This window comes from Leptospira levettii (assembly GCF_002812085.1).
GTDB lineage: Bacteria > Spirochaetota > Leptospiria > Leptospirales > Leptospiraceae > Leptospira_A > Leptospira_A levettii.
This window is the reverse complement of the sequence record NZ_NPDM01000002.1, coordinates 728030-746683: the sequence shown is the minus strand read 5'-3', so window position 1 is coordinate 746683 and position 18654 is coordinate 728030. Positions and strand designations below refer to the sequence as shown.

13 protein-coding genes are annotated in these 18654 nt (G+C 37.6%); 7 read left to right on the top strand and 6 right to left on the bottom strand.

Annotated elements, in window-relative coordinates; all coding sequences use genetic code 11:
• Window positions 1–37: 37 nt before the first annotated feature.
• The 5 genes from CH354_RS11145 to CH354_RS11125 are packed head-to-tail and all read right to left on the bottom strand — an operon-like array spanning window position 38 to window position 7726.
• Window positions 38–2419 (bottom strand): TonB-dependent receptor family protein, encoded by a 2382-nt coding sequence (locus CH354_RS11145; RefSeq protein ID WP_100729017.1) that lies wholly within the window; start codon window positions 2417–2419, stop codon window positions 38–40.
• On the bottom strand, window positions 2416–3741 hold the full coding sequence (locus tag CH354_RS11140) for an HTTM domain-containing protein (protein ID WP_100766465.1): 1326 nt from the start codon (window positions 3739–3741) through the stop codon (window positions 2416–2418). Before CH354_RS11140 ends, CH354_RS11145 begins: the two co-directional genes overlap by 4 nt.
• A complete protein-coding gene (locus CH354_RS11135; RefSeq protein ID WP_100728750.1) occupies window positions 3728–4864 on the bottom strand; it encodes an imelysin family protein in 1137 nt (378 codons plus the stop codon). The genes CH354_RS11140 and CH354_RS11135 overlap by 14 nt, the downstream gene beginning before the upstream one ends.
• Window positions 4861–6387, bottom strand: a complete 1527-nt coding sequence (locus CH354_RS11130; protein ID WP_100728751.1) for a di-heme oxidoreductase family protein — start codon at window positions 6385–6387, stop codon at window positions 4861–4863. Before CH354_RS11130 ends, CH354_RS11135 begins: the two co-directional genes overlap by 4 nt.
• 10 nt (window positions 6388–6397) lie before the next feature.
• Entirely contained in the window at window positions 6398–7726 is a 1329-nt protein-coding gene (locus tag CH354_RS11125) for an imelysin family protein (RefSeq protein ID WP_238760800.1), read from the bottom strand.
• 197 nt (window positions 7727–7923) lie between these two features.
• Between CH354_RS11125 and CH354_RS11120 the strand changes: the two genes are divergently transcribed.
• The 3 genes from CH354_RS11120 (at window position 7924) to CH354_RS11110 (ending at window position 11532) form a co-directional block, all read left to right on the top strand.
• Window positions 7924–9189, top strand: a complete 1266-nt coding sequence (locus CH354_RS11120; protein WP_420843827.1) for an SGNH/GDSL hydrolase family protein — start codon at window positions 7924–7926, stop codon at window positions 9187–9189.
• Window positions 9190–9199: 10 nt separating this feature from the next.
• Window positions 9200–9877: a hypothetical protein gene (locus CH354_RS11115; RefSeq protein WP_100726893.1), complete on the top strand. Its 678-nt coding sequence runs from the start codon at window positions 9200–9202 to the stop codon at window positions 9875–9877.
• Window positions 9878–9969: 92 nt separating this feature from the next.
• Window positions 9970–11532: a HEAT repeat domain-containing protein gene (locus tag CH354_RS11110; protein WP_100766464.1), complete on the top strand. Its 1563-nt coding sequence runs from the start codon at window positions 9970–9972 to the stop codon at window positions 11530–11532.
• On the opposite strand, the gene zigA is transcribed toward CH354_RS11110, so the two are convergent.
• Complete coding sequence (zigA, locus tag CH354_RS11105) at window positions 11495–12754, bottom strand: zinc metallochaperone GTPase ZigA (RefSeq protein WP_100766482.1); 1260 nt, start codon at window positions 12752–12754, stop codon at window positions 11495–11497. The genes CH354_RS11110 and zigA overlap by 38 nt on opposite strands.
• Before the next feature lie 210 nt (window positions 12755–12964).
• On the opposite strand from zigA, the gene CH354_RS11100 reads away from it, so the two are divergent.
• The 4 genes from CH354_RS11100 to CH354_RS11085 all read left to right on the top strand — a co-directional run bounded on the left by CH354_RS11100 (window position 12965) and on the right by CH354_RS11085 (window position 18643).
• Window positions 12965–14155, top strand: a complete 1191-nt coding sequence (locus CH354_RS11100) for an acyltransferase family protein (protein WP_100726496.1) — start codon at window positions 12965–12967, stop codon at window positions 14153–14155.
• 69 nt (window positions 14156–14224) lie between these two features.
• Complete coding sequence (locus tag CH354_RS11095) at window positions 14225–15757, top strand: methyl-accepting chemotaxis protein (protein WP_100726497.1); 1533 nt, start codon at window positions 14225–14227, stop codon at window positions 15755–15757.
• A gap of 128 nt (window positions 15758–15885) precedes the next feature.
• Window positions 15886–17643: an acyl-CoA dehydrogenase family protein gene (locus tag CH354_RS11090; RefSeq protein WP_100726498.1), complete on the top strand. Its 1758-nt coding sequence runs from the start codon at window positions 15886–15888 to the stop codon at window positions 17641–17643.
• 64 nt (window positions 17644–17707) lie between these two features.
• Complete coding sequence (locus CH354_RS11085; RefSeq protein WP_243396053.1) at window positions 17708–18643, top strand: amidohydrolase family protein; 936 nt, start codon at window positions 17708–17710, stop codon at window positions 18641–18643.
• Window positions 18644–18654: the final 11 nt, after the last annotated feature.

Below are 18654 nucleotides of genomic sequence, written 5' to 3'. Positions count from 1 at the left end.
AATTTAATAGGAATGAATTTGTATCCTATTGTCTGAATTATAACTCCAAGGTAAAACCAACATTGACTTGTCGGAATGGCCCTGGTTGGATTCCTGTAGGTAATCTTCCAGATACATATTGTTTATCTTGAATGTTTTTTGCGTTGATGAAGACCGACCATTTATCGGGAGATCGATACCCAAAACTTGTATTCCATAGTTCGACTTTAGGAATGATTCCTTTATTGCCATCTTCCGACTCATCTTTTGTGTTTAGTAGATCTGAATATTGTTTTCCAATGTATTGGTATTCTAAACGACCATAATATCCTTGTGGTGACGAAACAGAAATTGCTGTTGTAATCGTTTCTTTGGGAACATAGGGCAAATAGTTTCCGGTTGTATCACTTGAAATGAATTGGTAGTTATTGACTGTATAAGCTGGTAATATCTCTATCAATTCTCGGCCATCACTTGTTTGGGATACTGGGAAAGGATTAAAACTTCTTGATTTTGCTTCAATACGAGAATAGATCAGCTCAATGGGAACTCTCCATTCTGATTTTTGCATTTTTGCTGGATCCCAAACGACAACAGCCTCTCCACCAGTATGTGTCGAATAACCAGTGTTTGCAGGTCGTATTCCATTTTCACCACCAACTTCGTTCACATTGATGATTTGATCACGAAAATACATTTTATATCCAACTAGCTCTGTATAAAGATAAGAAGTTAAATCACCTCGTATACCGGATTCGTAATTTGTAGAAGTTTCTGGTTTGAGTCGATAGTCATTCCCTTGTGGGCTAAAGGAAGTACCAAAGGTAGGTGGAGAAAATCCTTTGTGTGCACCCGAAAACCAAATGAATTTTTTTGTGATATCATATGTAATTCCAATTCCAGGAAGTATGATATGAGTTCTGGATTCACTTGAACTTCTTCTATTCACAGAAACATCATTGGGTAAAACAGCGCCTAATCTATAATCTTCTTGTGTCGCTTGCCTTCTAGTTGTAATTGCTTTTTGTCTCACTTCTTCATATCGAATCCCTGGAATCAATTTCCAGTTCTCTGATAATTGGATTCTGTCTTGGAAGTAAGAGGCAAAGGCTTCAATTTTTCTTTCTTGTCGGTTTAGATTAAAATTCGGCAGTGAAGGTTGTAGTAAATTATTAGTTAGGGATTCTTCTTGCAAACTTGCTTTGGTTAGATACCCTAATGGATCATCAGTTTTTTTAACATTCGTTTGGGTAAGATTATTTTCACCATGGAATCTGATTCCAAGGTCAGTTTCGTGTTTGATACCAAAGGTAGAAAATTTGGATTCCAGTTTTGTTTCCAATCCACCAACTAAAAAGGATTGGTCCCTGCTCGTATATGTTTCCCGCATATAGATACTGTCACCAGGTCGGTTGCCAATGATTCCTGGCGAGTAGGTCCTAAGTGTATCGGTTGGTGGATTCAAATATCCCCCTTCATCTGATTTTCCAGATAAAAAGTCTTGCCTTGCCCAATTTCTTTCCGCTTGGGAAACATATCCTCGAATGATGATGGAATGTTCATCTGTTAATTTCCAGTTATGAGAAATAACGGTTTGGCTACGATTTAATTGTTTTTCATCATATTTGGCAGGATTAATTCTTGGGTCTTTCCAAAATAAACCTTGCGACAAACCTAAGTAAGTCGACTGGGCATTTTGCATATGATAACCTAATTTGATAGTAGTACTATGGTTTTCATTCCAATCTTGGATCCATTTTACATTTCCTTCTGTAACGTCAAAATTTTGGTAATTACGAAATCCATTTCCTTGTTTTCTTAGAAGAGAAACTTCAAATGCACTGGATCCAAAACTTTTACCATAGGAATTATAGGTGGAAAGGTATCCATTTTCACCGCCTACGTTTTTTGTATAAAAGGTTGATTCAACTGGTGGACGTTTGGTGACAAAATTCACAATTCCACCAATCGTATTTGGTCCAAATAATATGGAACCAGATCCTTTGATCACTTCAATTCGTTCCATTCTTTCAATAGAGGGTGAATAATAACTTTCAGGTTGTCCATATGGAGAAAGTGATGTGAGAATCCCATCTTCAAGGATTAAAGTTTTCCTTGATTCTTCATTACTTACTCCTCTAAAACCAATATTAGGTGTGAGTCCTGCAGCATCCTGGAACCGAACACTTGCTCCAGGAGCTCTCCGTAAAGCTTCCATTGGATCAGTTGGTGATGCTTCTTGTAGATATTTATTATCTAGAATATAGGCTGAACCTGGGATTTTTTTTAGGTCTTCTTTTTTGTTACCAATGACATGGATTCCTTCGTTTTTTTGAGGAGCTGTTTCTTTCTCTTCTGTACTAGATTGTGTGTAAATGTTATGACTAAGAAAGAAAAAGAGGATAACAAATAATAGAAAACGGAATCGGAAAGTATTCATCGATTGAGTCCTTTTAATGGTAAAAAATTTGGTTCGATTTTCGTTATATCTAAATTTGGAGCAAACAAAGGTTTTGCTTGTTTGCCGTTCAATGAGACATTGGATTGTACATAGACTGGTATGTCTCTTTGGCCTGTCTCGAGCGCCAGTTTTGATTGGATGTGTTTGGCATATTGAATGATGTGTTCGGGTTGAATCACCATCATTCTGTATTGGTATTCTGTTAGTTCGTTTCTTGGATCAATGGTTTTTCCTTGGGCAAAAAAGAGAGCTTCTCCTACTTTATCAGCTACCATCACTTGCCATGAAAATTTAATTCCTTCTTCAGTCCAAATTACCTGACCAGGATAAAATATATGGCGAAAAGGAATCAAAACTTGGAATAAGAGAAAAACAACGAGAATCCATTCAGTTATAAATAAACGACTGTTTGATGAAATTTCATCCAATTTGTTTTCCAACTGAACTTGTCTATCATTCTGATTTAAAATTCCGTTCCATATTTGTTTTGGCCAGTTAGGTGGAAAAAAAATGAGCGAGGATAAACTCATCACAATTGGGAAAACGCCTATCGGAAACAAAAATGAAGTAAACGTATGAAAGAGAAGGACTACACTCCATGTTACCAATCGATACCGGCTGAAAGCTAATAAAAAAGGAATCGATAGATCAAAGAGGATTCCAATCCAGGAGAAAACATATGCGGTAACTGGTAATCCAAGAATTGGATCGAGCCAAGGTAGTTTCCCTTCCGATTGGTACAACCATAATTTTAATGGTAAGGCTTCCCACATCCAATCAGGTTGTAGTTTAGCAATTCCACCGAAAAAATAGACCAATCCAATTTGTAATCGGAATGCGTATACCCATAGTTTGGTGATTGGCATTGGAGTTTGGATCCAATTTTGAATTCCGAAAATTGGTGTATCGTATTTTGAGATCGGCGATAACCAGAGTAAAAAACCAAGAATTGATACCAGATAATAATGATTCAGGTAAATGGTCGCATCTGAAAAATGGAACCAAGTGAAACCGATTGTAAAAACCAAAAGATTTGTTCGAACAAAATAACCAAATAAAATACCAATCGAACTCAAGAGCAAAATGATAAATAATAGGTATGTAAAAGTTGGAGGTAAATTTGGAACCCATCCCCAACCAAAATGTTTGAAGAAAAAAGTTGGTTGGATTAGGTATGTATGGATCCATCCAAAATAAAAATACCGAATGATGATGATGGTAGTTGCAAGCCCGTAACCAAAACGAAAGAAATGTAAGGATAATGAGGAGACGGGTTGATTAAGATATTTAATCACCGTCATTTGTACTGGCCCCAATGGTTCCGCCAAGAGAACTGATTAATTCTGTACTGATAATCACTCGGAGTTTTTTGAATTCACCTAACATTGCTTCTACATCTTGGTTTCCGTTTGTGATTGCATTTTGGAACGTTCCATACTTTGTTTTGAGGGAATTAACAGATGAAATTGTTGTTTTAATTTGATCTTGTAATCTTGGGACGATGGATTCATTTCTAATATCTAAAAATCGATAAAGTCCCACATCTCCTAAATCAGAAATACCTTGTAAGTTTTGGATGAGTGAGTCAAAAGATAAATTTGCATAGGGAGTTTCGACTTTTGTAATATCTTTCACACCTAGATTGGATGCACGTAATCCGGACGGTTCAGCAATTTTGATATCGATCATTGTATTGCAGAAAAAAACCAATTGGTTTGTAATTTCCGTTAAACCGTCTTTTGTATTTGGATATTCAACACTTCCTTTTCCCGCACTTGTGAAGGAATTATAAAAGGAAGATGATCTCGATTGATCCCAATGATATAGTAATAATCCTGATTGTGTTTTGATATCTTGGATGAGTTTTGTTAGGTATGTTTTTCGATTTGTATCGGCAAAAGCTGTATTGGTAGTTGTTGCATTGTCTTTGAAGAGTAGGTATTCTACTGCATCCATACCATCCACTCTTAATCCCGTTGGTGCTAGATTAGAAGTGATTTTGGATTCTATCGAAGTTGGGTCAATCGGATAGGATCTTGTAAAACTATCTAAGTATAAATATACATTATAAGGAATAGAAGCAGGTCCAAAATATGCCCATTCAATTTGCCGATATGCTAAATCTGCTTCTATCCAAGCATTTCTTAGATTTGTAAGGTTTGTCACATCGGTTGTAGTTACATATGTATTGGCTGCAGTCTGAAGATTTGTGATTTTATTGTTTAAATTGGTATACTTAGGAAGGATTAGGTTATTCGAAATGTCAAGTAACAAACTGGAAGTTGAATAATTTCGAAAGTAAGTATCAACAAGTCCTAATATTTGGGAATTGTCTGAGGATTGGCCAGGTTTTGGACCACAACTAATCAAAAGTATGTAGAAACTATAGAATAAAATTTTTGATAAAATACTATTTTGTTTCATAATGATTTTAGAAATGAAATTAATTTGGTTCTCTGGTCTTTTGATAATGACTTAAAATTATTTTTGGTTTGTTCGGCTTCGCCACCATGCCAAAGAATCGCTTCTTGGATTCCTCTTGCCCTTCCGTCATGTAACAGAAGTTCATGTCCATTGACCCTTTCAATGAGTCCCAATCCCCATAAAGGTGTAGTTCTCCATTCATTTCCGTTTGCTTTAAAATCAGATCGAAAATCGCTAAGTCCATCACCCATATCATGGATGAGTAAATCCGTATAGGGACGAATCTCTTGGTTTGCAATTTCAGGGATAGGGTGGTCGCCTGTTTTGATTCTTGGGATATGACAAGATGCACATCCTATTTGAATGAAAATTTCTTTTCCTCTTCTCACATCTTCAGTTTTCCATCCCCTTCGTCCAGGTACACTAACTAAACTAGTATAGAATGTAACTCTCGCTAATCGATCATTTGAAATTTCTGGATTTGTTCCGTTCCCAGTGGGACTAGAAGAACATAAGGATTGTCCTGTCGCACAATTTTCTGTTGGAAAAACGGAAGTAGTGAGTCCCATGTCACCAAGAAAGGCACTTGCATTTTGGTGGTTTAAATTCGGTTGGTTTGCTTTCCAACCAAATCTTCCTAAGAAGGTTTTTGCTTGTGAGGTATCCCATACAATATTGGGTCTACCTGAAATCCCATCACCATTTGTATCCAATTCATCAGCAAACGATCGTATGGTGGCCTCTGGAATTGCTTCCAATAAACCTAGTCCGGGCATCATAGGAGCAGTTCTTGGTGAGATGAAATAGGATCCAGAAGCATTGTTTGTTGGGTGGTAAGGTTGGCCAGGATTTGTGACATTGATTTGTGTGGCACCACCTCCCACATTCCATGTGATTGCATAATTTGGTTTCCTTAAAGAGTAGGTTTCTCCATCGGGAAAGTTGCCTGGTTCTTCTGTATAGGTAATCGTAACAATTCCTTCTTTTGGAATTTGTGTGCCAGTCCCATATTCGGTAATCCCTTCTGTATTTAATTGTGTTCCGAAATTTGTCATGGCAAGAGGTCCCCCAGTTGTTGGGTTATTTCCTGGAACACTCAAACGAATTAACATAGAGGATAAACTTGTTCCGTCCGCAGGGGGACGACCTCGTCCATCTTTGACATGGCAACTTTGGCAAGACCTGTTATTAAAAACGGGTCCAAGTCCAGCAACAGAAGAATTACCTGCTGGTAACCAAGTCCGATTAAAGTTAGCATTTCCATCTTGGAAATCAATGGACCTTTTTGAATCTAGAACATTCGCAGCTTCTAGATCAAATGCGGATTCTGTTGAATCGAATGTTGTTGTTTCTCCACCACTGTATTGTTCACAAGGGTCATTCAATGAATCTCCTGAAGAACAGGAAGTAGCGGATAAAACTGCCAAAAGTAAAACTGAGTTTTTTTCATCATCATTTGCATGAGTTTTGCAATTCCCAAATGCAATTGATATTAGAACAAGGATAAGGTGGATGTATTTCATTTTTTTCTTTTTATTGGATCACAAGACCATCATCGCCGATGGAAACTCCGAAACTCGCAGCGGTTCTTTGCATTGACTTTGCGATTTCCTGTACGGCTGGTTGGATTTGATATCGAAAGAGTTGGTAATCTGCATTTTCAGTAGCAGAACCTGAAGCATTGACAGTTGCGATCATTCGATCAAATCGGCTGGAGATAAGGTTGCCACTGCAGGTTTGGTTGAGGGAAGTATCTTCCACAAATTCATTCAAACAGAATTGTTCAGCAGTTGAAATCCTTTCTTTGATATAATTTGTTTCTTTGCCTAAAAGATTTTTCAGTCCATACCCTGTGATGGTCTTGGAACCAGTGTAGGTTCCGTTAAAGATATTTTCCAAACCTTTTGCATCATAATAAAAGTCAGCTTTTGTATTGTCGGAAAAACAAGAATGTTCCTCTTCCTGGTCTCCACCAAAAACACCAGTCATTCTTTCTCCTCCCCATTCACCACCTGCAAACTTGGCAATCCCTCTTAGGATATTTTCAAAAGAGGTGGAACTTGTTTTGAATTTTTGAACATAGGAACCTGTGATTGAAGGATCCCATGCATTTTTAATGAGCAGTAAATGTGATTCTAATATTTCAGTGGCATACATTAAATAAGCGGAACGTTTTGCTTGCGCACTTCCTGATCCATTCGCAGTCGTAAAGTTCGTTTGTGTGATGGTGGTTCCTGGTGTTGAGTTATTTGGTGCATCAACTCCCCATAAGATGTATTCAATGGCATGCCAACCAACGGATATATTTTTCGCAGTATCTCCATCTGGGCAAGTTCCTCCAGAACAGTCACCTTGGTTTTTGTCGATTAATCCTTGTTTTGTGACAGTTCCTGCTAACACAACTGTATCAATGTAACCTTCATCTAATGGCCAGGAATTCATCAATGGTTCTAGTTCCACACCACCTGTAAGATTTGGATTATCTACTGGTCCTTGGCTAAAACGGAAAATTTCTGCTTGTAAGTAACTCCTCCTTGCTTTTCTCCAAAGGGTTCTGATTTCATTCAGTTCGGAAAGAGTAGGTGAGGCTTTTTGCGTAAAAGTAGTTACCTTTTCTCGCATCAATACAACGTCCGCATACGCATCGCTATAGTTTTGGAAGGCAATTTGTGAATAGGTTTCTAAAAAGGCAGTTTGGTTTCCACCCGCACTAACAAGTGCTAAGGAAGCAAGTAGGGAAGTTTCGTTATTTTCTTGTTTGGTGCATCCTATCGTGGATATCCCAAGTATTAGTACGATGGTAAAAATTCGCATCCAGAACATCGGCAGTTTATCTCCCTTGCGAATGAGATTTAATCTCATTGTCAATTAAACAAGGTTCTCTAGGTGGGTCCCTCCCGTAAATGAAAAAATGGAACCAAATGTAGTGGGATTTATTATGAACTTAGTTCAAAAAATTGCAATGGTTCGGAAATAAATTATTTGACGCTCGTTCAAAAAGACACCAAATTGTCTCAATTGTTTAAAATATGTTGAAAATGTTCCGATTGGGAGGAAATATGAAGACAAATAAAGCATTCAGTTTGGTGCTCGCTTTGTTTCTGGCAGGATCTTTATCTGCACAAACACAAGGTGAAATGTTCCAAAGAGTTGGGGTCGTAGGTGATTCCTTAAGCCAAGGGTTCTTTGGTGTTACCGTAGAGAAAAAAACACAAGACTGGGCGTATCCCGTTCTTGTCTCAAAACAAGCAGGAGCATCTGTTTCTTATAATGTTTTAAAAGGACCTTTCGTAAACTTAGAAGATGTCCTTAAGTGGGACTGTGGGATTTTTTGTATTGCAGAAAGTATCATCGGTGGAAACAAATCTACCGTTTCCTTGCCATCACATGCAGGTATCACAGGCGCAGAGTATACAACACTATTAAAAACATCTGGTAAATGTGAAGATATCACAGCTACGAAACAAGCAAAAGAATGGTACTGGGCAAAGTGGTATTGGTATACTTACCGTTGGGTGACTGTTGCTGATTGCAAAGAACCAGACAAATTCCACAGATTTGGTTTACGTGATGCAGGAACACAAGCACAAGTGATGGAAAAAGTAAAACCAACTTTCTTATTTGGTTCTGCTGGAGCAAACCACGTACTCTGTACTGCACTCCATACATCTACTGATTGTTTAGACGAAGCTCGTTTCAAAAGAGACATTCGTGAATTTTTCAGAAGAATGGCAGCTATGGGAAGTTTAAAAGGTGGGGTTTTATTTACTGTTCCTAATGTAACAGCAATTGCTTTCCTTGAACCTTATAGAGATCCAAGTGGCAGAGCAAATTACTCTGGACTCAAAGCATTTTTTAGAAACTCTGTATCAAATCCGAACCAAGTTTTAGATGCAAATGAAATCGGAACGATTTCCAACTTCTTAAATATGTTGAACAACGAAATCAAAGCTCAGGCTGCTACAATGCGTTTTGCGGTTGCTGACTTACGAGTGATTTTTGATGACCTAAAAGAAAACGGAAGACCGATTCGTAGTGCTTCAGGTTGGTCACCAGGAAATGCACGAGCAAACTGGCCACTTCCTAACCAACCAGGTGTTTTTGGTTTAGATGGAGTTCACCCAAATATGTATGGTCACTCATTATTCGCAAACGAGTTGATTAAAGCAATTAACACTCGTTATGGATATTCAATTCCGCAAGTAAGTGAATATACTGCTTGGTATTACGATACATTAAATCGAAATCCAGTTGATTTGAAAAAATTCTTAACAGAGAATATTTTCGGTCAGGCAATTTCTTGGGTAGTATCTATCTTTACATAAGGTGTTAACGATGAGTAAACGGTTTATAGGAATTCTTTCGGTCTGTGGTTTTTTCTTAGCTTTGTTTGTTTTTTCGATATGGAAGTTCACTTCTGATAAAACAAAACAAGATACAGTTGTGTCAAATTCCGATTTTGGCAGTTCAGAAAAACACGCAAATTCGTTGTTTGATGATCCAGAATTTGCGGATGCTCCCAATCCTGAAGAATTGGAATTAGCACAAGCGGAAGTACTATGGCCGTTTGCTCTCGAAAAAAAACCAAACCGTAAGGAAGAGATTAAGGAGGAGTGGAGAGATTTTGCGGCGAAATACCCAAATAATTTCTACATTCCTCGTGAAATTCGTGCTCCTCTCACTGAAAAACAAGAGAAAGAACAACTCGATATGTTGGATTCTTTTACTGCTATGGATGCGAGTTTTTCAGCGAGCCAATCAAAGGAAAAGTGGGCAGACAAACCTTCGAGTGAAGAGCCGAATGCGGGAGAACGTCCTACGCCTAAAGCGCAAAAAGCTTACTTTGATTTTAAAATCAATGAGTTAGAGTCACGTATCCAAATGGTTGAATATTGGCTCGAAAACAAAAAACCGGATAGTGAAGTCAAAGGTTCTGCTGAGAAAGATTTACAAGTTTGGCGCAAAGAACTAGCGACGTTAAAAGAAGTTAGGAACCAAGTTCCAAATAGTTAAACATTCAAATCATTCCAAAGAATAAAGCTTCCTAGTGTTAGGAAGCTTTTTGTTTTACAATCCTCACCAAATTTAAAACCATAGATACATCCATGCAAATCTTAGAAAAATCATTCCTTTTCCTTTTCGTATTTGGCCTAAGCCTAAATTGTTTCGGTGGTCCAAACGAACCTGAAACTCAGGAGGTACTACCTGTGGAAGAAGAGATTCCGACTGAAATTCTCATGAAAACATTGGAATCTGGTTCCAATTTTGATAGAGGACAAGCAGCGATCCAACTGGGAAGCCGTGGGATCACAAAAGCAATTCCAAGTCTTCGAAAGATGTTAAATGAAAAAGATCCTGGCCTAAGGGCGGGAGCAGCCATTGCCCTTGGAGAATTAAAGGACAAAGTTTCTTCCTCTACCATTGCCAATTTGATGTGGTCCGATACAGAAAATCCAAAAGATGTTTACTTAGATGCTTTAACTCGAATGAAAGAACCTTCCGTAGTGAATCGCATTTATCCATTATTAGAAGATGATAATGCAACTCTACGATTACAAACTGTAGATGCATTGGTGCAGATTGGAAATCGATCCGTAGGTTCTCAAATTTTAACGTTGGCTTTGAAAAACAAAAACAGAGAAAAAGACAAAACCTTTGCAATGGCTCTCGGAAAATTAAATGTATCTTCCGCTGAATCGTATTTACTTGGTCTAACAAAAATCCAAGATGAAACTCCAACACTCGCAGCATCCTATTTAGCTCTCGGTAGGATTAAGGCTAAAAATGCTAGTGATGTCCTCATCAGAGCCCTTACCTTACCTTATGATAAAGGAAAGGAAAATGCTTCCATGGCACTCATTGAAATTGCTAATCCAACTGTTGTACCAAAAGTATTTGATGTTTTAAAATCAGATAATGTTGAATCTAAAATGTATGCAACTGATGTCTTATGTGCAATTCCTTCTAAAGAGGCAGCAAAACTTGCCTTTGGAATCTTAACTTCAGATGAAACGAGAAACTGGGGTTATGCGGCAAAAATCATTGGTCGCCAAAAGTACAAAGAAGGAAAAAATCGAATCGAAGAATTACTCCAAAAACCATCTACTCCGGAACGAGATAATTTTGCGGAAGCACTTGGATGGATTGGAGATCCAAGTTCTATTCCTATCCTACGCAAAGTTTTACTCTCTGGGGAAAAAGAGGGACCTTATGGTTCTGCTTGGGCACTCGGTGTTATGGGAGCAAAAGAAGCCGTACCAGATCTCATGAAAGCCTTAGACAAAGGGGATGCCAAATTGATGGGATATGCATTGGAAGCACTCGGGTCCATTGCAGATCCAAGTACCTTACCAAAACTAAAGGAACTATTATCAGACCGTCCTAAAATGGCTCCTCAAATTCTATCAACCGTTGCGCTGATACCAACCGAAGAGGCAAGGTATCTCATCGAAGATTCCACTCGCTCTAAGGATGCAGAAGTATACCGACCTGCGATGGAAGAAATTGCCAAACGAAAAGACAAAAAATCAATTCCACTCCTGATTTCATTTGTAAACGGTGATAACGCTGAAAAACGCAAATTAAGTTATTATGCGCTAACAGCCATTACTGGTCAAAAATTTAGAACGGCTAGAGAGTGGAATGTTTGGGCGAAGGCAAATCCATAATCTGGATTTGTTTTTCCTCTGTTTCTTCCAACAATGGTTCCCAATTGGGAAATGGATCATCAAAGTTTGCCCAAAAATCTGGTCCTTGATTGTACTCTTCGTCGGTTAACAAACATTTGTTGAGAGAAGATCTTATTTTTTTTTCATTCATGTCTCGACCGATAAGGACAATTTCTTGTCGTCTGTCACCCCAAGGTTCCAACCAATGGTGTTTTAGATTTTCTAGAACATCAGGGTCGTCAGGAATGTCCTCATCTCTGATACTTGCCCACCAATACCCTTCTGGTTTATATGAAGAAATGTTGCCAGCCTGTGAGTATAACACCACCCAATCCATTTTAGAGGCAAGCCATACAAATCCTTTGGCTCTAACAAGACCTTCTTTTTCAGATTCCAACCAGTCATAAAAACGTTTTGGGTGCATGGGTTTCCGATTTACATACACAAAACTTTTGATTCCATATTCTTCGGTCTCGGGAATATGTTCTCCCCTTAATTCTTTCAACCACAATGGAAATTGACTCGCTTTGTCAAAATCAAACTTGCCCGTATTGAATACTTTATTAAGAGGAATTTTTCCAAAATCTGTAGTGATGATTTCAGCTTCAGCATTGAGCGAACGTAAAATTGTGAGAAGTTTGTTTTTGTTTGATTCGGATAGGAGGCTAATTTTGTTAACAACCAAAGTATTCGAAAATTCAACTTGGTCTACCAGTAAATCAACTAAATCTCGATCATCTTCTTCACCTGCACCTAATTCTCGTTCTTTTAAGGAATCTAAACTTTCAAAGTCTTTTAAAAAATTGACAGCATCAACAACTGTGATCATGGAATCAAGTTGAACGAGGTTTGATAAACTAACTCCTGCTTCATCTTCAAAAGTAAATGTTTCAGCAATCGGTAATGGTTCTGATATTCCAGTTGATTCGATTAGTATGTAATCAAAACGATTCTCTTTTGCAAGTTTAGTAACCTCAATGAGTAGATCCTCTCGTAATGTACAGCAAATACAACCATTGGACATTTCGACGAGAGATTCGTTTGTTCGGCTGAGTGAAGCTCCATTCGCTACTAATTTGGCATCAATATTCACTTCGCTCATATCATTGACTATGACTGCAACACGTAGACCCTCTCTGTTCGAAAGAACATGGTTGAGAAGAGTTGTTTTACCTGCTCCTAAAAATCCTGATAGAACCGTAACCGGTATTCTTTGGTCCATGGGGAAACCATCCTTTTGCAATTAAGTTGCATTTAAAAAAGGAGAGTATTTTTGTCAAACACAAATGCAACTATGTTGCGAAAGGATGTCCTGAATATTAAGGGCCTAAGGTGAAGTGCAAAATCGAGAGAGAAGTAATTTTTTCACCCAGTAAAAAAATAAAGTGACCGAAAGGATAAGTTTGGTTTCCTGAAATCGACAGATTATTTCATGAAAGATTATTTTTTATCCGTTTTTAAAACCAATCCCCTAGAAATGAAGGGACTCAATGGAATTCGTGGGATCGCATTTTTTATGGTGATTTACACTCATATGTTTAGACCTTACAAACTTTTTGGATTTTATGAACCAAATGTTTGGATGGAAAATTTTTTAAACAATGGCTCCTTGTGTATGGATGCCTTTTTTGTATTAAGCGGTTATTTGATTGGCGGCCAGTTATTAAAAGAAAAAATCAAAACAAATTCAATTAATTATGGAAATTTTATCACAAAACGTGTGTTAAGAATTTTCCCTCCCTATTATATATTTTTAACCTTTCAATTTATATTTATCTACAATCTATCAAAATTTGCAACTGATGAACTTATTAAAACTGAATCGCTACAGTTAGTGAAAAAAGTGATTTGGGATTATGCTTATATGAGCGATTATTTCGCAGGAATTATGATTCATGGTTGGTCACTAAGTGTTGAAGAAAAATTCTATATTTTATTGCCCGTGTTACTTTTTTTTATTTTAAAGTTGAAACAAAAAAAACAAGTTTTGTTTTCTCTTTCTATATTGGTGATATTACCAACCATCATACGGTTGATTCAATTTTTACAGATCAGTCCCGATGAATTGGATTTTTGGAAATATTCGGTTACATTTTATTATCCATTTCATTCAAGAATGGATGGTTTGTTTCTTGGAGTTTTGCTTGCAGCGGTTCAAAGTTACTTTCCCGAAAAAATTGATCAGTTTTTGAAGAACAAAAAATCAGTATTTGTATTGGCTATGTCCTTATTAACATTAATTTCCATCATGATGTTCACATCGGAAGATAGGCCAGACTTATTTACTTGCGTCTTCCGTTTTCTTTTTGCTTCTATCGCATGGTCTATAATCTTAATTAAAACATTAGATGAAAACAGTTTGACTTATAAAGTATTGTCAGTTCGAATTTTTTCACCAGTTGCTAAATTATCTTATTGCGCTTACATTATACATTTATTGTGTTTAGGGTTTCTTTCGAAAAAATTCATTGGGTATCATAAAATTCATTATTATGAAATTTTGATTTGGACAATTCCAATTGGAGTCATTATCCTAGGTTATGCGTATTTGTATTACCTAATCACTGAAAAACCCTTTCTTGCATTACGGAATCGATTACTAAGTAATAAAATTAAGAATTAAGAGTCAACTGATGTCTTAATTTTTGTTTCCTCTATCAATTTGATAGGGGAATAAGTAAGGGAAAAAACCATGGACGAATACAAATTACAATCAGCCAAAACCATTAATACCATACGTTTTATTTTATTTGGAATTTATGTAATGGGTATATTAGGAAGTTTAGGTTCACTTCGAACCGACCAATTGGTTGTGATGGTCATTGCAACAGTCTTTTATGGGATTTTTGCCTTTACACAATTGTATTTATTTAAGCGTAATCGGAATCCTTATCCTTTTTTGTTTGTGATTGGTGATGCAATTTTAGTAGGAATTTCCACTTGGGGCCAATCACTCATCACTTTAGATTTATCAGCTGCGGCTTTAAAACTAGGCGTGAATTACACGATTTGTTTTTTTGTGATCTTGTATTCCGGGTTTTTATTTTCTTCCAAACAAACTATTATCGTTGGTGTACTTCTGATTTTCATCCATATAGGTTCTTTGGTATTTTCATACAAGATGGGGGTAAGTTTTGTAGATAGAAACGATGTCCATCATTTGCCTCATTCCTTATCTTTACCAATTGAGGTTGTCAAAATTGTTTTTTTAATCTTAGCAACTTACTTTATGAGTAAGATGGTGGGACTTCTGATCTCCATTCGCGAAGAAGCAATGGTTGGGAAAAAAGAAGCAGATTCCCATGCCAAAGTAGTATCAGCCCAAAAAGAAGCAATGGTCGAAACAGGCGAAAACTTAAACCAGTCTGTTGCTGCTTTAAAAGTGTTTACTGATGATTTGAATGGTCTTGTCCAAAACCAAGCCGCATCCATTGAAGAAATATCTGCTTCCCTTACTGAAATTGCCCAATCAACAGAAAATTCTTTTTCCTTTGTCAAAGATCAGTACCAAAGGATTGAATCCTTAAATGAAGAAAGTAAAACGTTAGAAGGAATTGTCACTTCGGTTCGTTCTGAAATTGAATTGATCTCTGGGTTAATTAAAGAGTCTTCCAAATTCAGTAATTTGGTCACACTTTCCATGGAAAATCTAAACAATGTACTCTCCGAAGTCAGTGTCAGTTTTCAAAAAGTGGAAGATGTCAATCAAATCATGAAAGAAATCGCGGACCAAACCAACTTACTTGCGTTAAATGCTTCAATTGAAGCTGCGAGGGCAGGTGAACATGGAAGGGGATTTGCAGTAGTCGCACAAGAAGTAGCCAAACTAGCGGATAATTCTGCAACCAATGCTAGTATCATTTCCAAAACCATATTGAAGTCAAAGTCAGACTTGATGAAAGGGAATTTATCTGCAAAAGAAGCAAATTCTCTTGCGAATAACCAAGAAAAGGAGATGTTAAACATCCAAGTCAAAGTCATTAGTTTTAATGAAAAAATCATCGAATTACAAAAATTAAATGCAAGGGTAGTGGATTCGCAAAAAGAATTAAAAGATATTTCTTCCCAACTGGAAACCATTGCCAAAGAACAATCCATAGGAAACCAGGAAGTGATGCGTGCTGCCCAAAACATTGAAGATGCAGTCCAAGTAGTCGCAGAGAACACAAGGGTGCTTGCTGAACACATCGAAGACATCCAGGTCCTTGCCAATCGCATCAAATGATCCTTGTTTAACACCATTAACTTAACGGATTGGACATTCGTTCAGGAATCCACCAGGGAAAATTATTTGTAATTCTTTTCACGATATTGAAACGTGAGTGAAAGTCCTTGTTAGGAGCCAATAATTGTATGATATCTAATAACTATTTTAATGATAATGATGACCTAATTGATCATTTTGATTCTCTCACACCTTGGAATGCGGTCATCGACCAATACGAACAAGGGTTCGAAGATTTTGCAGAATTCCAAAAATCAGGGAAAGAGGAACTCACCTTCGCTCCTGGTAATTACGAAGATGCAATTGAATTTTACAGATCCACACTCGAAGCAGGTGGGGACATTGCTGGAAATGACATCTCTCAAGTTGCCAAACAAATGGATGAAGAGGGACTCAAATACAAAGATGGCCAAGTTGGTTTCCCTAAACCAATGTTAGACGTCGTAGAAAAAATTAAATCTGCGGGTTTATTGCCCTATGGAATCCATAGACACTACGGTGGACTTGGATTACCATCTGTCGTTCAATCTATGTTATCTGAGTGTGTATCACGTGGTGATGGATCTCTTGCGATTACTCTTGGTTGTATGAACCTTGCAGAAACTGTGGAGCGATTTGGAACTGATGAGATGATCCATGAGTATGTTCCAAAAATGGCATCTGGTGAACTTTGTGGAGCTATGGCACTCACAGAACCTAACTATGGTTCAGATCTCCCTAATTTGCAAACAAAAGCAATTAAGGGTGAGGATGGCGTTTGGAAAATCACTGGAACCAAACGATTTATCACACATGCGTGTGGGTTTGGGAATGCACCTTCCATCATTTTAACCTTAGCACGAACTGGCACTACAACCAGTGGAGCACGAGGACTTTCCTTTTTCTTGGTTCATTCAAAAGATGTATTTGTTGCATCCATCGAAAAGAAAATGGGTCTTCATTGTTCACCTACTTGTGAAGTTGTCTTTGAAAATTCTCCAGGTATTCTGATTGGTGAAGAAGGAAAAGGACTCGTTAAGTATTCAATGGCAATGATGAACCAAGCAAGGTTAAACATTGCAGCCCAAGCGATGGGAATTGCAACAGCTGCTTATTTTGAAGGAAAAAAATATGCAGAAGAACGTGTTCAATTTGGAAAAACCATCAGTAACATCACTGCTGTGAAAAAAATGTTAGAAAGAATGGAACGTGAAGTTGCTGCAATGCGTTGTATTTTATACGAAGCTAGTTTTGCAGTCGACCAATACCGTTGGAAAGAAGAACGAGGAAAAATGAAAGGCCTTACTGAAAAGGACATCAAAAAGGATGAAACCTTCAAAAAATGGGAAAAACTAGCCTCACTCTTCACACCACTTTCCAAATACTACATTACGGAAATGGCAAACGTAGTTGCTTATGATGCCCTACAAATCCATGGCGGTTCTGGTTATACGGAAGACTATGATGTTGCAAGGTTGTATCGAGATGTGCGGATTACAAACATTTACGAAGGAACCACACAACTCCAAACAGTAGCTTGTATCGGTGGTATCGTTTCTGGTATGACAGAGACTGGAATTTACCGTGAATACTTAAAATCGGAAATGTCTGGTTTTGTTTCTTCTTCTGAATTAAACGAACTCTTCAAACAATTTGAAACTGTTGTGGCAGAATATGCTGAAATTGATTCAACACCTCTTCGTGAAGAGTTAGCATTTGAAGTGGTAGAATCTGCTGCAAGATTCCATAATAGTTTGTTACTCGAAAGAAGTATTGGAAGATCCAAAGTAGAAAGACGAAATCATAGAAAGACACTTACTGAAAGTTATATTTTAGACAGTGCAGCTATCTTGGCATCTAACCTAACTAAAATTCGTGGAAAGAAAAAAACTCCAGTCACTGCATAACCACAAACTGGATTCACCTCTACTTCCTTGTTACGCTTGTTTTGCGAAGGAAGTAGAAGATGGTATTTCTGCAAATGTTACAGACACACGATTCTCCTCTCCCTTTTCATGGAGGGGAGATTTTTTTCCTCCCATTCTTGACGATCCAATCCCCGACCACTTAGAAAAGATTTCCGATTTAGGCATCCCTCATATCTTCGATATCCACACTCATTTTTTTCCAGAAACCATTATGAAACTCATTTGGCGCTGGTTTGACAATGTGAACTGGGCAATCGGTTACCGCCTGCCGGAAATGGAAAGGGTCAACCGTTTGCACCATAATGGGATCAAACAATTTACCACCCTCAACTATGCTCATAAAAAAAATATGGCAAAATCACTGAATGATTGGACCTATCACAATTATCAAAATTGGCAAGGTGCTATACCCTTCGGAACTTTTTATCCTGAAGAAGGAGTGTACTCCTATGTTAAAGAAGCAGTTGAGGTGTATGGTTTTTTAGGTTTTAAGCTCCACTGTGAAGTTTCCAAACTCAACTTAAATGATCCAGAACTCAGCGATTGTTTTGGATATTTGGAAAAAAAAGAAATCCCGATCGTCATCCATACTGGTACGGCTCCGTTGCCTGGCGAATTTACAGGGATTCAATTTTTTAAACCATTTATCCAAACCTACCCAAAATTACATGTAATTGTCGCTCATATGGGAGCCCATGAAATATCCGCCTATGCTTCGTTACTTGATGAGTATTCCAATTTAGCTTTGGATACAACTATGGTCTTTGTAGATTTTTTAGCGACTGGAAAGGAAACCGATGTGGATGAGGCAATCCCACTTTTGGAACGTTACAAGGATCAGATTTACTTTGGATCCGATTTTCCGAATATCCCTTATAATCTAAACCATCCCATTTCCAAATTTTTGGACCTCCCCATCTCCGACAAAGCCAAACATAAAATCCTCTTCGAAAACGCTAAAAACCGATTTTTTAAATGAAACGTGGTTGC

Coding starts and splice junctions, on each gene's coding strand:
- CH354_RS11145 (WP_100729017.1), bottom strand. CDS start 2,419: ATGAATACTTTCCGATTCCGTTTTCTATTATTTGTTATCCTCTTTTTC.
- CH354_RS11140 (WP_100766465.1), bottom strand. CDS start 3,741: ATGACGGTGATTAAATATCTTAATCAACCCGTCTCCTCATTATCCTTA.
- CH354_RS11135 (WP_100728750.1), bottom strand. CDS start 4,864: ATGAAACAAAATAGTATTTTATCAAAAATTTTATTCTATAGTTTCTAC.
- CH354_RS11130 (WP_100728751.1), bottom strand. CDS start 6,387: ATGAAATACATCCACCTTATCCTTGTTCTAATATCAATTGCATTTGGG.
- CH354_RS11125 (WP_238760800.1), bottom strand. CDS start 7,726: ATGAGATTAAATCTCATTCGCAAGGGAGATAAACTGCCGATGTTCTGG.
- CH354_RS11120 (WP_420843827.1), top strand. CDS start 7,924: ATGAAGACAAATAAAGCATTCAGTTTGGTGCTCGCTTTGTTTCTGGCA.
- CH354_RS11115 (WP_100726893.1), top strand. CDS start 9,200: ATGAGTAAACGGTTTATAGGAATTCTTTCGGTCTGTGGTTTTTTCTTA.
- CH354_RS11110 (WP_100766464.1), top strand. CDS start 9,970: ATGCAAATCTTAGAAAAATCATTCCTTTTCCTTTTCGTATTTGGCCTA.
- zigA (WP_100766482.1), bottom strand. CDS start 12,754: ATGGACCAAAGAATACCGGTTACGGTTCTATCAGGATTTTTAGGAGCA.
- CH354_RS11100 (WP_100726496.1), top strand. CDS start 12,965: ATGAAAGATTATTTTTTATCCGTTTTTAAAACCAATCCCCTAGAAATG.
- CH354_RS11095 (WP_100726497.1), top strand. CDS start 14,225: ATGGACGAATACAAATTACAATCAGCCAAAACCATTAATACCATACGT.
- CH354_RS11090 (WP_100726498.1), top strand. CDS start 15,886: ATGATATCTAATAACTATTTTAATGATAATGATGACCTAATTGATCAT.